This is a genomic window from Mycetocola sp. (genome assembly GCF_025464835.1).
Taxonomy (GTDB): Bacteria; Actinomycetota; Actinomycetes; order Actinomycetales; family Microbacteriaceae; genus Mycetocola_A.
The window spans coordinates 39,628-53,819 of record NZ_JAODMP010000013.1 but is presented as its reverse complement, the minus strand read 5'-3'; the positions used below and the strand labels follow the sequence as shown (position 1 = coordinate 53,819).

Below are 14,192 nucleotides of genomic sequence, written 5' to 3'. Positions count from 1 at the left end.
CGCGTATCGGGCTCGAAGCGCAGCGTCGAGAAAGGCGGCAGCCTCAACTCAGGAAATCTCTGAGAGGTGACGGCGACCCCCAAGCCAGCTCGCATCGTGGCCCCTTGTGAACCGTTCAGACCTCAGCGCTCAGCGATGATGCAGGGCTGCAGGGCGAAGAGCTGAGCGAGGTCGGCAACCTGGGCCTCGTTGACGGTCGCGCCGGCAATGCCCTCCACGCCGGCAATGCCCTCCAGTCCGTGAACGGCGCCGAACTCCGGCCCGCGCACATCGACGTGCCTGAGGGTGGCGCGCGTGACATCCAGCTCGACACCGTCGAAGGCGCGCTCCCGTACAGTGAGCCCCGTCAGGCCTCGACCGCTCCGTTCGATGTCGGTGAACGATTCGAGTTCCAGGTCGCTGTCGGCGCCGACGGATGCTGCGTCGTCTTCGCTGCGCTGCACGGTACGAAGAGCGTCGATGCGGGGCGGATGGGTTCGGGACTTCATGGGCGATCCCGTTTCCCTGAACAACGGGAGAAAAGAAAACCCCCGCCGCACCGGGAGCCGGGCGACGGGGGTCTCGAGGAGAGCGAACTACTCGCGCGTGATGGCGAGCATCCGCAGGATCTCGAGGTACAGCCAGATGACGGTGACCATGATCCCGAACGCGCCAGACCAGCCGAACTTGCGCGGAGCGCGGTTCTGTACGCCGCGCTGGATGAAGTCGAAGTCGAGCACCAGCGAGTATGCACCCATGATGACGCACAGCACGCCGAGGATCAGGCCGAGCGGGATGCCCGCGATCTCTGCACCGCGGAGGCCGAACGGGTTGTCGGTCAGGCCGAACATCTGCATGCCGACGTTGATGAGCGAGAAGACCAGGTAGCCGACCATCGCGATCATGAAGATCTTCGTCGCCCGCTTGGACGCGCGGATCTTTCCGCTCGCGAAGAGAGCCAGCGTCACGCCGACCACGGTGAGCGTGGCGAGAACGGCCTGGATGACGATCCCGGACGCCATCTGCTCGAAGATGTAGGAGATTCCGCCGACGAAGACGCCCTGAGCGGCCGCGTAAGCGAGGATCAGGGGAGCGGACGGCTCCTTCTTGAAGGTGTTGACCATCGCGAGAACGAAGCCGATGATGGCGGCACCGAAGACGAGAGCCGGTATCGTCGCCCCGAGAACCCAGCCGACGAGAGCGCCGACGACGAGCACGCCGAACGCGATAGCGCTCTTCATGATCGTGTCCTCAACCGTCATGCGGTCAGCCTGAACAGGGCCTGCCGCCGGGCGGTTGTACATGTCCTGCAGCTCGGTCGCGCTGGCCGTCTGCACCGCGAACGCCTGCGCGTTCGGCTGGGTGAATGCCGGGTTCTTGAACGCCGGGTTGGTGGTTGCCATGTCTCTAGTTATTCCTTCTCAGTCGTAACGGCTGGAATGTGTTCGGACCGCGGAGCGGAACCTGCCTACAATCTAGCGGTCTTTGCTGTGAAAAGCCGAGGATTCCGGGGCTTTCCCGAGCACCGTCCTATGATAGGGATTGCGGGCAACTAGGCTCGAACCATGACGTTTCCGGGTTCAGCCAGGCCGCTCATCATCGGCCACCGGGGTGCCCCAGGCTACCGGCCCGAACACACCAGATCCTCCTATGAGCTCGCCATCGCCCTCGGTGCGGATGCCGTCGAGCCCGACATCGTCGCAACGAAAGACGGGGTCCTGGTCCTGCGTCACGAGAATGAGATCTCGGGCACGACCGATGTCGCCTCCCGCCCGGAGTTCGCTTCCCGCCGCACCACGAAGATCGTGGACGGAGCCGAGCTGACCGGCTGGTTCACCGAGGATTTCACCTGGCGGGAACTGTGGACGCTCCGTTCCAGGGAGCGGATCCCGGCGCTGCGCTCCGCGAGTGCCACGTTCGACGGTTCGTCGGGCATCCTCCGGCTGCGGGACCTGCTTTCCATCCTCGAGTCGTCGGCCAGCACCGGCACGCGGAATCCCGGCCTGGTCGTCGAGATCAAGCACGCGACGTACTTCGAGCAGGTGGGGCTTCCCCTTGACGAACTGCTCGCATCCGAACTGGCAGGCACTCGGTTCGGCGACGGCTCAGGACTCATCGTCGAGGCGTTCGAGAAAACCGTGTTGCGGAAACTGTCGGCACGCGGGGTACGAGCGTCGTACGTCTACCTGCTCGAGAAGAAGGGAGCGCCGTTCGACCAGGTCGCTGCGATCGGCGCGAAGGCGCCGCCGTATTCAGACAGCCTCACCGATGCCGGCCTTGATGCGCTCGCCGGCGATGGCGTCGACGGCATCAGCGTCGACAAAGCGCTGCTCTTCTCCGGCGATGCCGATGGCTCTACCAACGACCTCGTCGCGCGGGCACACCAACGAGGCCTTGCCGTCTGCGCCTGGACCCTGCGGCCGGAGAACGCGTTCCTGGTACGGGCGTTCCGCTCGGGCGGAGAGCCGGCGGACTTCGGGCACTGGGAAGCCGAGTTCGACGCCGTCCTCAGAACCGGAGTGGACGGCGTGTTCTGTGATCACCCCGATCTCGGGGTCGCGGCGAGGGACGCCCTCTTCGGGTAAGCGATGTCGGATGCCCGGCCTAAACTGGAAGGGATATGGCGAGCACCCCTACCCCCAACGCGCACTCAGCGACCCCGGTCATCATGGACGGCAGGGGGAACGCGGCCATCCCAGGCGCCAGCGGGGAGCAGCGGGCCGGCGGCAGCCGACTGCTTGACGGCCTCAACCCGCAACAACGCCAGGCGGTGGAATACCGCGGGCAGGCGCTGCTCATCGTCGCCGGAGCGGGTTCAGGCAAGACAAGTGTGCTCACCCGCCGCATCGCGAGCCTTCTCGAGAACCGCGAAGCCTGGCCGAGCCAGATCCTCGCCATCACCTTCACCAACAAGGCAGCGGCAGAGATGCGTGACCGGGTTCGCACGCTCGTCGGGCCGGCCGCCGAAGGCATGTGGATCTCCACCTTCCACTCAGCGTGCGTGCGGATTCTCCGGCGCGAGGCCGAGAACTTCGGATTCACCAAAAACTTCACTATCTACGACTCGTCCGATTCCCGGGTCCTCATCAAGCGGATCATCAAGGAGCAGGGCGCCGATGTGCTCGGCTTCACCCCGTCGAACGTGTCAGCCAAGATCTCGAAGCTCAAGAACGAACTCGCCGACGTCGACAGTTACGCCCGCAACGCCAACATGGACGACCCCAACGAAGCGGCGTTCCTGCAGATCTTCCGGGCATACACCCGCGCGCTCACCGCAGCCAACGCGTTCGATTTCGACGATCTCATCGGCCAGACGGTGTTCCTGTTCCGGGCTTTCCCGCTTGTCGCGGCCGCGTACCGCACCCGCTTCAAGCACGTGCTCGTCGACGAATACCAGGACACCAATCACGCCCAGTACGCCCTCATCCGTGAACTGACCAGGCCGCCGGCCGTCGAGGACGGCGCACTCGTCGCCGCCGGAAACGGGGCATCCCTCACCGTCGTCGGTGACTCTGACCAGTCCATCTATGCGTTCCGCGGTGCCGACATCCGGAACATCACCGAGTTCGAGCACGATTTCCCTGGCGCCGAGGTGATCCTGCTCGAGCAGAACTATCGATCGACGCAGAACATCCTCACTGCCGCGAACTCGGTCATCGCCAACAACTTCGATCGCAAAGACAAGAAGCTGTGGACCGCCGTCGGCGACGGAGAGAAGATCGTCGGGTACACCGGCTACTCCGGCCACGACGAGGCGCAGTTCGTTGCCGATGAGATCGAGAAGCTCCATGCCGCAGGGACGGCCTACAGCGATGTCGCCGTGTTCTACCGCACCAACTCCCAGACCCGGGCGCTCGAGGAGATCTTCATCCGCTCCGCGCTGCCGTACCGGATCATGGGAGGCACCAAGTTCTACGAGCGCGCCGAGGTCAAGGACGCGATGGCCTACCTCATCTCGGTCGCGAACCCTGCCGACATGCTCGCCCTGCGCCGGATCCTCAACACCCCGAAGCGCGGCATCGGTCCAGCCACCGAAACGGCGTTGTTCAGCTTCGCAGAAGACAACGGGCTGAGCTTCCGTGAGTCGATGCGTGAGGCGACCGGCCTCGGTCTCGGCCCGAAAGTGACCAACGCGATCCTCTCCCTGTCCGCTCTGCTCGATGAGGGCGAGAAGCTCGTCGCAGAGGGCAAGGTCTCTGAAGTGCTGTCGATGCTCGTGACGAAGAGCGGTCTCATCGAAGCACTGCGGCGAAGCCACGACCCGCAGGACGAAGCCCGCGCTGAGAACATTGAAGAGCTCGTGGCGGTTGCGAAGGAATTCGAGCGCAACAACCCCGACGGCGAACTCGTGGACTTCCTCACTGAGGTTTCACTCGTCGCGGCTGCCGATGACCTCGATGACTCGAGCGGGACGGTCTCGCTCATGACCCTGCACACAGCCAAGGGTCTCGAGTATGACGCCGTGTTCCTCACCGGAATCGAGGAAGATCTCCTGCCGCACCGGATGAGCGCGTCCGAGCCCGGCGGGCCGGCCGAGGAACGCCGGTTGTTCTACGTGGGGATCACGAGGGCTCGCAAGCGGCTGTTCCTTTCACTCGCGATGACCCGTGCCCAGTTCGGTGAGACGGCGGTCGCGATGCCCAGCCGTTATCTTCAGGAGATCCCGGCCGAACTCATCGAGTGGCGCCAGTCTCCTGGCATGGCGAACTCGCGGGGAGGCACCCAGCCGCGCGCGCTCAACGCCAACAGATCGAAGTGGTCTGGCGGGTCTGGCAACGCTCTCGCCGACAAGCCGCTCACCGAGAAGCGGGACTGGCCGAACCGGATCACCAACCAGGTGAGGAACAACGGCGACCTGGAGCTGGCCTCCGGTGATCGTATCCGCCACACCGACTTCGGCGATGGCCGGGTGCAAAGCGTCACGGGTGAAGGCGCGAAGCGCATCGCACACGTCGCTTTCGACTCCGCCGGCTTCAAGAAGCTCCTCATCAAAATCGCCCCGATCGAGAAAATCTGATGCTCCGTACCCTCTTCACTTCCAAGATCCATCGAGCCACAGTCACCCATGCCGACCTGCACTACGTCGGTTCGGTGACGGTCGACTCGGACCTGCTCGACGCTGCAGACATCCTGCCGGGCGAGCTCGTCTCGATCGTGGACGTGACCAACGGTAGCCGGCTGGAGACCTACACGATTGCTGGAGAGCGAGGCAGCGGTGTGATCGGGATCAACGGCGCCGCCGCGCACCTCGTCGGGGTGGGCGACCTGATCATCCTCATCGCCTACGGGCAGATGACGACCGAGGAGGCCAGGGTGTTCGTCCCGAGGATCGTTCACGTCGATTCGGACAACCGCATCGTCGCGCTCGGCAGCGACCCCGCCGAAGCCCTGACCGGCGACGTCCAGTCCCCTCCGTACGCGCTGGAGGGCTCGACGCCCGCCGCCAGATCGTTGCCTTAGAGTCTGCCGAAAACCCTGACACCGCCTCAACGAGCGATTTATCGTTGAGCATCGCTGCGCCCAGTCCGGGCGACGGCGCTGAGGAGGTTCTCATGAGCGGTTCGAACGCGGGCGATTGGCTCGGAGGCAGCACAGGAGGCAGCACGCGCGGCTCCGGCCAGGGCTGGCCGATGGCCGGCCTGTGGGAAGCGATGGAGCAGTTTCGCGGACAGTTCGAGCACAAGGGCGGCAGCACGCGGATGGGACGCGGCGACGTGCGGACCGCCGTGCTCACCCTGCTGGCTGAGAGGCCGATGCACGGCTACCAGATCATCCAGCAGATCGAAGAGCGAAGCGGTGGAAGCTGGAAGCCGAGCCCCGGCTCGGTGTACCCGACGCTTCAGCTGCTGGCAGACGAGGGACTCATCAAGGCGGAGGAATCCAACGGTCGCAAGACATACTCGCTCACCGAGGAAGGGCGCGAAGTTCTGGGTGCCGCAGCAGAGAAGTCCGCACCATGGGAAGCATCCGGCGCGCGTGAGACCGGTCGGGCGAGCGCCCTGACGAAGTCCGGCATCGACCTCGCACAGGCGGTCGCTCAGGTGGGGCGCTCCGGCAGCTCAGAGCAGGTGAAAGAGGCCGTCGCCGTCCTCGATGACGCGCGCCGTAGGATCTTCTCCATCCTCGCCGAGGACTGACGGCGATCCCGCGCACGTCGGCGTCAAGAGGTGCGACGTCGTACGTTCGCTGCCGTTCCAGTTCCACTGATACTTCCTGCTCATCCTTCCTTCACTGTCGCTCGTCTCAGGCATCGCGGGGTGGATCAGCAGCCGCCTGCCGTGAGCAGCGCGACGCAGCCCGGATCTTCGCATCCCGGGCGAGTGCTGAAACAATGAGGTCCTGTCATCAAACTGGAGGCGCGCCGTGAGCGATTCGTCGAAGCAACCCGGCGGTCTTCTCCGCGCGACGGACGGCGACCAGGCTCACCGCGTCACCTTCGTCGAACTGTTCTTCGACCTCGTCTTCGTCTTCGCTGTCACCCAGATCTCGCACTCGCTGATCGAGAATCAGAACCTTTTCACCCTTGTCCAGACAGTCATCTTGATCGGTGCCGTGTGGCGCGTCTGGGTCGACACGACCTGGGTGACGAACTGGCTCGACCCTGACCACCGCCGGGTGCGCGGCATGCTCTTCGTGCTCATGCTGCTCGGCGTGCTCATGTCGAGTGCCATTCCGGAGGCCTTCGGGGAGCGCGCGCTGCTCTTCGCCGTCACCATGGTCGCCATCCAGCTCGGCCGGAGCATTTTCACCGCTCTCGCATTCCGACGGTCCAGGCCGGACAACTACCTCAACTTCGTGCGCATCGCCATCTGGAACCTCGCAACGGGGGTCCTGTGGCTGGGGGGAGCGGTCGCCCCTGAGGAGCTCCGGCTGCCGATCTGGCTGGTGGCCGTCGTCGTCGACATGGCAGGGCCACGGTTGAGATTCGTTGTGCCCGGTCTCGGTCGGTCGGAGGTGGAGACGTGGAACGTCTCTGGCGCGCACATGGCCGAACGGGTGAGCCTTTTTCTTATCATCGTGCTCGGCGAATCGATCCTCGTGACCGGCCGATCCTTCGCCGAGGGGACCCTCGGGCCGCTTGCCATCCTGGCGTTCCTCGCTGCGTTCACGAGCACGCTGCTCATGTGGTTGCTGTACTTCAACCACGGTCAGGAGCATGGCAGCGATTTCATCAGCGGCTCATCCAAGCCCGGCCTGATCGCGCAGGTCGCATACACGTACATTCCCCTCCTGCTCGTGACCGGCATCCTGCTCACCGCCGTCGCCGACGAAATCGTGCTCGTTCACCCGCTCGGCGGGAACGAAGGCGCCGCCCTCGAGCGCTGGACCGCCGGACTCATCTGCGGCTCGAGCGTCGTCTACCTGATGGGCAACCTTCTGTTCAAACGCGCGGTCGGGCTGCCCTGGCTCCGGTCCCACCTCGCCGGGGCAGGAGCTTTGGTGATCCTGTTCTTCGCATTTTCGTCGATCTCACCACTTCTCCTGAGCTGGCTCGCGAACCTGGTCCTCGTGGCCGTGGTGGTGGCCGACCACAAGAGCTACCGCCGTGGAGCGACCGGCTGACGTCAGGCGCGCACCCGGTGCAGGTAGTACCGGACCGGCAGCGAACGGATGCCACGGGGGACCGCCGGCCAGAGGGCACGGACGATGCCGAGCAGCCGGTCGAATCGTCGTTGCTGCCTGGGGCTCCACCGGAAACCGAACTCCGCCCGCAGCCTCGGCGGAAGCAGCGCGGCGGTGACCAGGCGGACCGCGGGGAGTCCTGCACGCAACCAGAGCGGTGCCGCGCGTACCGCGAGAAGTTGCCGAGACACCGCGAGGGCGTCAGGGGACACCTCCAACCTGTCAAGCTCCGCGTCGAACCAGGAACGGAACGCTGCGCGGTCCTTTGGCCAGAATTCCGCTGGCATCTGCAGGGCGGTACCGAGGATGGCGTACTCGCGGTACACCTCGTCAGCCGCCTCATCGGACAGCGGCCCGAAGACGAGTTCGTGCACCTGCACGGCGGTGTCGTACAGGGTCGCCGCGACCCAGAGTTGCAGCGCCGGGTCGAACGCCGAGTAACCGGTCGGGCCGGCGCTGGGCGCCTGGGTCACCGGGCCGTGGGCGGCGTTCACCCGGCGGTTCACCGTCTTCCGGTCCGAGTCGGTGCCGTAGACCTGCGCGTAGCAAAACGCCAGGGTCCCATGCAGCCGGTCGAGCGGGCGGGAGGTGAAGTCGCTGTGCGCAGCCACCCCGGCGCCGACGGCCGGGTTGGCGATCTGGAGGAGGATCGCCCGGCCACCACCGGCGATGAGGACGGCATCCCCTCCGATATCGCGCAGAATGCTCACCCCGGCCACTGTAGTCGAGCCCCGGGCGCGGGGTACCGTGGTCGTTCCCGCGACGAAGTAGAGTGGGAGCGGCCTACTTTCTCTCGGCGTCGAGATACCTCACGCCGGGACTGCCACCCAACGCGAACACCAGCAATGCACTCAGCGGAACGGAAACCCACGTGGATCTTTACGAATACCAGGCACGAGACCTGTTCGAAAAATACGAGGTCCCGGTGCTGCCGGGTATCGTCGCAGAAACGCCGGAGGAGGTACGCGCCGCGGCTGAGAAGCTCGGCGGTGTTGTCGTCGTCAAGGCGCAGGTGAAGGTCGGAGGCCGCGGAAAGGCCGGCGGCGTCAAGGTAGCGAAGAACCCCGACGAGGCATTCGAGGCGGCGAAGGCCATCCTCGGCCTCGACATCAAAGGCCACATCGTCAAGCGTGTGATGGTCGCCGGTGGCGCCCGCATCGCCCAGGAGTTCTACTTCTCCGTACTGCTCGACCGGGCCAACCGTTCCTACCTCTCACTCACAAGCGTCGAGGGCGGAATGGAGATCGAGGTCCTCGCCGTCGAGAAGCCCGAAGCGCTCGCCCGCATCGAGGTCAACCCGCTCCAGGGCATCGACACCGCCAAAGCGCGTGAGATCGCCGTCGCGGCGAACTTCCCGGCCGAGCTCGTCGACAAGGTCGCCGACGTCTTCGTCAAGCTCTACAACGTGTACAAGGGCGAGGACGCCACCCTGGTCGAGGTCAACCCACTCGTGCTCACCGAGGAAGGCGACATCATCGCCCTGGACGGCAAGGTCACGCTCGATGAGAACGCGGACTTCCGCCACTCAGGCCACGCGAAGCTCGAGGACAAGGACGCTGCTGACCCCCTCGAGGCCAAAGCGAAAGCCAGCGACCTGAACTACGTCAAGCTCGACGGTGAAGTAGGTGTCATCGGCAACGGTGCTGGCCTCGTCATGTCGACGCTCGACGTCGTCGCGTACGCCGGTGAGAACCACGGCGGCGTGAAGCCGGCCAACTTCCTCGACATCGGAGGCGGAGCATCCGCCGAGGTCATGGCCGCCGGTCTCGACGTCATCCTCGGTGACCCGCAGGTCAAGAGCGTCTTCGTCAACGTGTTCGGCGGCATCACAGCCTGCGACGCTGTGGCCAAGGGCATCGTCGGCGCGCTCGCCGAACTCGGCACGGCGGCCAACAAGCCCCTCGTCGTCCGTCTCGACGGCAACAACGTCGAAGAGGGTCGACGCATCCTCAACGAGGCCAACCACCCGCTGGTCACCCTCGCCGCAACCATGGACGAAGGCGCCGACAAGGCCGCCGAGCTGGCTTCGAAGTAAAAGGACCAACGAAAAAATGTCAATCTTCCTCAACAAGGATTCCAAAGTCATCGTCCAGGGCATCACCGGCGGCGAAGGCACCAAGCACACCGCCCTGATGCTCAAAGCAGGCACCAATGTGGTGGGCGGGGTCAACGCCCGCAAGGCCGGGACCACCGTCCTGCACGGCGACGTCGAACTGCCCGTGTTCGGGACCGTCGCTGAGGCGATCGAGAAGACCGGCGCCGACGTGTCGATTGCCTTCGTTCCGCCCGCCTTCACCAAGGACGCCGTCATCGAGGCCATCGACGCCGAGATCCCGCTGCTTGTCATCATCACCGAGGGCGTCCCCGTCGGTGATTCTGCCGAGTTCTGGGCGTACGCGCAGGAGAAGGGCAATACGACCAGGATCATCGGCCCGAACTGCCCAGGCATCATCACCCCTGGCGAAGCACTCGTCGGCATCACCCCGGCGAACATCACGGGCAAGGGACCGATCGGCCTTGTCTCGAAATCGGGAACACTCACCTACCAGATGATGTACGAGCTGCGTGAGATCGGATTCTCGACGGCCATCGGCATCGGTGGAGACCCCATCATCGGCACCACCCACATCGACGCACTCGCTGCGTTCGAAGCGGACCCCGAGACCAAGGCCATCGTCATGATCGGTGAAATCGGCGGAGACGCCGAAGAGCGCGCGGCCGAGTTCATCAAGGCCAACGTGACCAAGCCTGTCGTCGGCTACGTCGCCGGATTCACCGCCCCGGAAGGTAAGACGATGGGCCATGCAGGCGCCATCGTCTCCGGTTCCGCCGGCACCGCCCAGGCGAAGCAGGAAGCCCTCGAGGCCGCAGGCGTGAAGGTCGGCAAGACCCCTTCAGAGGCCGCGCGTCTCATGCGGGAGATCATCGCCGGACTGTAACCGGTTCCGAGAACTCCCGAAGGGCGGCAGGAAACTGCCGCCCTTCGGAGTTTCCAGCCGGGCCATGCCCCACAGCCCAGCTAAACTTCGAGTCGAATGAACCGCACAACAGTCGCCATGCTCGCCGCGCTCGAGGCGCTTATCACCGTCGCCATCGGCATCGGGATCTCACTCGTTCCGCTTACCATTCTCTGGGCCGTCGATTCGGGGTTCTCCGTCGACTGGACCCTCTTCTGGCAGGGCGCCGTCGACATCTGGCTCCTCGGTAACGGCGTGGACATCGAGGTCACCCTCCCCGCTGAGATGGTGGGGGCGACCGGCCTTGCCGCAGCAGCGGATCCGTTCTTCGTCACCATCGCGCCTCTCGCGCTGACCGCGTTCACCGTTCTCATGGGCGCCAGGGCCGGCATCCGCGCGTCTGCGACACGGTACTGGCAGAGCGCCGTCGTCGCCGCGCTCGGCACCGTTTTCGTGCTCAACACCCTTGCCGCCCTGACTAGCCCGAGTGAAGCTCTCCGGCCTTCCCTCTGGCAGGCCATTCTCCTGCCCGTCGTGATCTACGCGCTCGGACTGGCCATCGGGGTGCTCCTGGGCAGGGGCCGCATCCCGGCGGCACACGGTGGCGTCGTCGGCCGGTTGCTCTCCCGGCTGCAGGACCGGCTCGACGAGCGATTCGACCGGTTCGACCGAGCTGTGGGGGCAGCGGCCCTCAGAGGTGGTCTCGCCGCGGCCACCGCCATCCTCGGGCTCTCGGCAGTGCTGCTCGCGGTGCTCGTCATGGTGAACTTCGGACTCATCACAAGCCTCTACCAGGGCGCCCAGCTCGGTGTCGCCGGCGGCGCCGCCACGACACTCGCGCAGATCGCCTTCGTGCCGAACCTGGTCGTCTGGGTGGCCTCCTGGCTGATCGGACCCGGCTTCGCGATCGGCGCAGGCAGCGCGATCTCGCCGGTCAGCACCGTCGTCGGCCCCATCCCGGGTTTGCCCATCCTCGGCGCCCTACCGAGTGGAAGTCTCGCGTTCGGGTTCCTCGGGCTCCTGATCCCTGTTCTCATCGGATATCTCGCAGCCACGCTCGTCCGCCCGCGCCTCGTCGCCGCGCTCGGCGGTCGGTCCCTCGTCCGCAGACTGCTCGTCACCGCGGCAGGCATCGGAGTTGTCGCTGGCCTTGCCCTCGGGCTTCTGGCCTGGTTCTCCGCGGGGGCGATCGGTCCGGGCCGCCTCGGGGTCGTCGGGCCGAACCCCTGGCTCGTCGGCTCGTTCGCCGCCATCGAAGTCGGGATCGCCGCCGCGATCGGCATGGCGTCAGGCAGCAGCAAGCCGGGCTTTGCGGCCCAGGCGCCTGTGCTCCGTGCCGCCGACCGGCTCCGCTAGCCGGTCCGATATCTGGCTGGCATCGCGTGCCGGTAGAATTACCGCGTGCTCTCAATCGTCGTGCTGATCTCGGGCACGGGGTCCAATCTCCGTGCGCTCCTCGAAGCCTCCGCCGACGCGGAGTATCCGGCGCGCGTTGTCGCTGTAGGTGCCGACCGTGAAGCGCCAGGCCTCGCGCACGCCGAAGAGTTCGGCATCCCGTCGTTCATCGTTCCGTTCAGCTCATACGACTCCCGCGAAGCGTGGGGTGCTGCTTTGCTCGAGCAGATCCGGGTCTGGAGCCCGGAGCTCGTCGTGCTCAGTGGCCTGATGCGCCTCCTGCCGCCGAACGTCGTCGAGGCACTCACCCCGAACATCATCAACACCCACCCGGCGTACCTGCCAGAGTTCCCTGGGGCGCATGGCGTGCGCGACGCCATCCGCGCCGGAGTGGAACAGACGGGGGCATCGATCATCGTCGTCGACAACGGAGTCGATCAGGGCCCGATCATCGTTCAGGAGCGCGTGAGCGTCCTGCCCGGGGACACCGAGCACGAACTTCACGAACGCATCAAACCTGTCGAACGCCGGCTGCTCGTGCAGACGGTCCTCGACATCGCCAACGGCCTCGACCTCGGCGTGCTGTCGACGAGACGCCTCCCAGCCTCAATCAAGGAGTAGACCATGGCAGGCCCCAGCCACGACAAGAGCCTCTACCGGGAACGCGACATCGTCCCGATCACCCGCGCACTCATCTCGGTCAGTGACAAGACAGGATTGATCGACCTGGCTCGGGCGCTCGCCGGGGCGGGTGTCGAAATCGTCTCCACCGGGTCAACCGCCCAGGCCATCCGCGACGCCGGTTTCGACGTCGTCGATGTGGCAAGCGTCACAGGTTTCCCCGAGTCCCTCGACGGCCGGGTGAAGACGCTGCATCCGTCCGTCCACGCCGGCCTGCTCGCCGACCTGCGGTTGGCATCACACGAGCAGCAGCTCGACGACCTCGGCGTCGAACCGTTCCAGCTCGTCGTTGTGAACCTGTACCCGTTCGTGGAAACTGTGGCGAGCGGCGCTGAGAACGACGACGTCGTCGAACAGATCGACATCGGCGGCCCCGCCATGGTCCGCGCCGCGGCGAAGAACCACCCCAACGTGGCGATCGTGGTCTCGCCGGAGAGCTACGGCGAGGTGATCGAAGCCGTCCAGTCCGGCGGAACCACTCTTGCCCAGCGCCGTGAGTTCGCCGCTCGTGCGTTCTCCCACACGGCTGCATACGACACAGCCGTCGCCGGCTGGTTCACCGACACGGCGGAAGGATTCGGCGCATCGCTGACCATCCAGGCCGAACTCGCCCACGTGCTCCGTTACGGTGAGAACTCCCACCAGGAGGCTGCGCTCTACCTCCGCTCGGGCGGGCAGGGCATCGCCCAGGCGACGCAGCTGAACGGCAAGGAGATGAGCTACAACAACTTCGTCGACGCCGACGCCGCTGTGCGCGCCGCCTACGACTTCACCCAGCCGGCCGTCGCCATCATCAAGCACGCCAACCCCTGCGGCATCGCCATCGCTGCACCGAAGGCGCCCGATGCCATCGCCTCGGCCCACAGCCGCGCGCACGCCTGCGACCCCGTGTCGGCATTCGGCGGAGTGATCGCCGCCAACCGCATGGTCACCCTGAAGATGGCTGAAACGGTGAAGGAGATCTTCACCGAAGTGCTCGTCGCGCCCGGGTTCGACGATGACGCGCTCGACGTCCTGAGGACCAAGAAGAACCTTCGCATCCTGCAGCTGCCCGAAGGATTCACCCCTGAGCCGCTTGAAGCGAAGCAGGTGTCCGGCGGTATCCTCGTCCAGCAGGCCGACCGGTTCCCGCGGGAATCGGTCACCTCGACCTGGACGCTGGCCTCCGGGGAACCAGCGGACCACGACACGCTCGCCGACCTCGCCTTCGCGTGGAAGGCCTGCCGTTCGGTGAAATCCAACGCCATCCTGCTCGCCACCGCCGGGGCATCCGTCGGTGTCGGGATGGGTCAGGTGAACCGGGTGGACTCCTGCCAGCTGGCTGTCACCCGCGCCGGCGATCGCGCTGCCGGGTCGGTCGCGGCATCCGACGCTTTCTTCCCCTTCGCAGACGGCCTGCAGGTTCTGCTCGACGCTGGCGTGCGCGCCGTCGTGCAGCCAGGCGGATCTGTACGCGACCCTGAGGTCATTGCCGCTGCCCAGGCTGCGGGCGTTACCATGTACTTCACAGGGGAACGCCACTTCTTCCACTGAGTCCTGCCGGACAGGAGGGTGGCG

Annotated in this window: 13 protein-coding genes; 10 read left to right on the top strand and 3 right to left on the bottom strand. The window is 65.7% G+C overall.

What is annotated here, in order from left to right:
• Positions 1 to 122 precede the first annotated feature (122 nt).
• Both JWP90_RS02030 and JWP90_RS02025 read right to left on the bottom strand, forming a co-directional pair.
• Complete coding sequence (locus tag JWP90_RS02030; protein ID WP_297359069.1) at positions 123 to 488, bottom strand: hypothetical protein; 366 nt, start codon at positions 486 to 488, stop codon at positions 123 to 125.
• 87 nt (positions 489 to 575) lie between these two features.
• Positions 576 to 1,382 carry a Bax inhibitor-1/YccA family protein gene (locus tag JWP90_RS02025; RefSeq protein WP_297359067.1) on the bottom strand — a complete coding sequence of 269 codons (807 nt, stop codon included), beginning with the start codon at positions 1,380 to 1,382 and terminating at the stop codon, positions 576 to 578.
• 162 nt (positions 1,383 to 1,544) lie between these two features.
• On the opposite strand from JWP90_RS02025, the gene JWP90_RS02020 reads away from it, so the two are divergent.
• From JWP90_RS02020 to JWP90_RS02000, 5 genes are all read left to right on the top strand, one after another.
• Positions 1,545 to 2,564: a glycerophosphodiester phosphodiesterase family protein gene (locus tag JWP90_RS02020; protein WP_297359065.1), complete on the top strand. Its 1,020-nt coding sequence runs from the start codon at positions 1,545 to 1,547 to the stop codon at positions 2,562 to 2,564.
• Between the two features lie 35 nt (positions 2,565 to 2,599).
• Positions 2,600 to 4,996, top strand: a complete 2,397-nt coding sequence (locus JWP90_RS02015) for an ATP-dependent helicase (RefSeq protein ID WP_297359063.1) — start codon at positions 2,600 to 2,602, stop codon at positions 4,994 to 4,996.
• Positions 4,996 to 5,439, top strand: coding sequence for an aspartate 1-decarboxylase (gene panD / locus JWP90_RS02010; RefSeq protein ID WP_297359061.1), 444 nt, complete (start codon positions 4,996 to 4,998; stop codon positions 5,437 to 5,439). Before JWP90_RS02015 ends, panD begins: the two co-directional genes overlap by 1 nt.
• A 92-nt stretch (positions 5,440 to 5,531) precedes the next feature.
• Positions 5,532 to 6,116, top strand: coding sequence for a PadR family transcriptional regulator (locus tag JWP90_RS02005; protein ID WP_297359059.1), 585 nt, complete (start codon positions 5,532 to 5,534; stop codon positions 6,114 to 6,116).
• A 226-nt stretch (positions 6,117 to 6,342) separates the two neighbouring features.
• Entirely contained in the window at positions 6,343 to 7,542 is a 1,200-nt protein-coding gene (locus JWP90_RS02000; RefSeq protein WP_297359057.1) for a low temperature requirement protein A, read from the top strand.
• A gap of 2 nt (positions 7,543 to 7,544) precedes the next feature.
• Here the strand turns inward: JWP90_RS02000 and JWP90_RS01995 are convergent, their stop codons facing one another.
• Positions 7,545 to 8,312: an oxygenase MpaB family protein gene (locus JWP90_RS01995; RefSeq protein WP_297359056.1), complete on the bottom strand. Its 768-nt coding sequence runs from the start codon at positions 8,310 to 8,312 to the stop codon at positions 7,545 to 7,547.
• A 161-nt stretch (positions 8,313 to 8,473) separates the two neighbouring features.
• Here JWP90_RS01995 and sucC point away from each other — a divergent pair, with 161 nt between their 5' ends.
• The 5 genes from sucC to purH all read left to right on the top strand — a co-directional run bounded on the left by sucC (position 8,474) and on the right by purH (position 14,168).
• Positions 8,474 to 9,637: an ADP-forming succinate--CoA ligase subunit beta gene (gene sucC, locus JWP90_RS01990; protein ID WP_297359053.1), complete on the top strand. Its 1,164-nt coding sequence runs from the start codon at positions 8,474 to 8,476 to the stop codon at positions 9,635 to 9,637.
• Positions 9,638 to 9,653: 16 nt separating this feature from the next.
• Positions 9,654 to 10,541, top strand: a complete 888-nt coding sequence (gene sucD, locus JWP90_RS01985; RefSeq protein ID WP_297359051.1) for a succinate--CoA ligase subunit alpha — start codon at positions 9,654 to 9,656, stop codon at positions 10,539 to 10,541.
• 96 nt (positions 10,542 to 10,637) lie between these two features.
• The gene (locus tag JWP90_RS01980) at positions 10,638 to 11,915 is read left to right on the top strand and encodes a DUF6350 family protein (protein ID WP_297359049.1); all 1,278 of its coding nucleotides are present in this window, start codon (positions 10,638 to 10,640) and stop codon (positions 11,913 to 11,915) included.
• Between the two features lie 45 nt (positions 11,916 to 11,960).
• On the top strand, positions 11,961 to 12,575 hold the full coding sequence (purN, locus tag JWP90_RS01975; RefSeq protein WP_297359047.1) for a phosphoribosylglycinamide formyltransferase: 615 nt from the start codon (positions 11,961 to 11,963) through the stop codon (positions 12,573 to 12,575).
• Positions 12,576 to 12,578: 3 nt separating this feature from the next.
• On the top strand, positions 12,579 to 14,168 hold the full coding sequence (gene purH / locus JWP90_RS01970) for a bifunctional phosphoribosylaminoimidazolecarboxamide formyltransferase/IMP cyclohydrolase (RefSeq protein ID WP_297359045.1): 1,590 nt from the start codon (positions 12,579 to 12,581) through the stop codon (positions 14,166 to 14,168).
• Positions 14,169 to 14,192 lie beyond the last annotated feature (24 nt).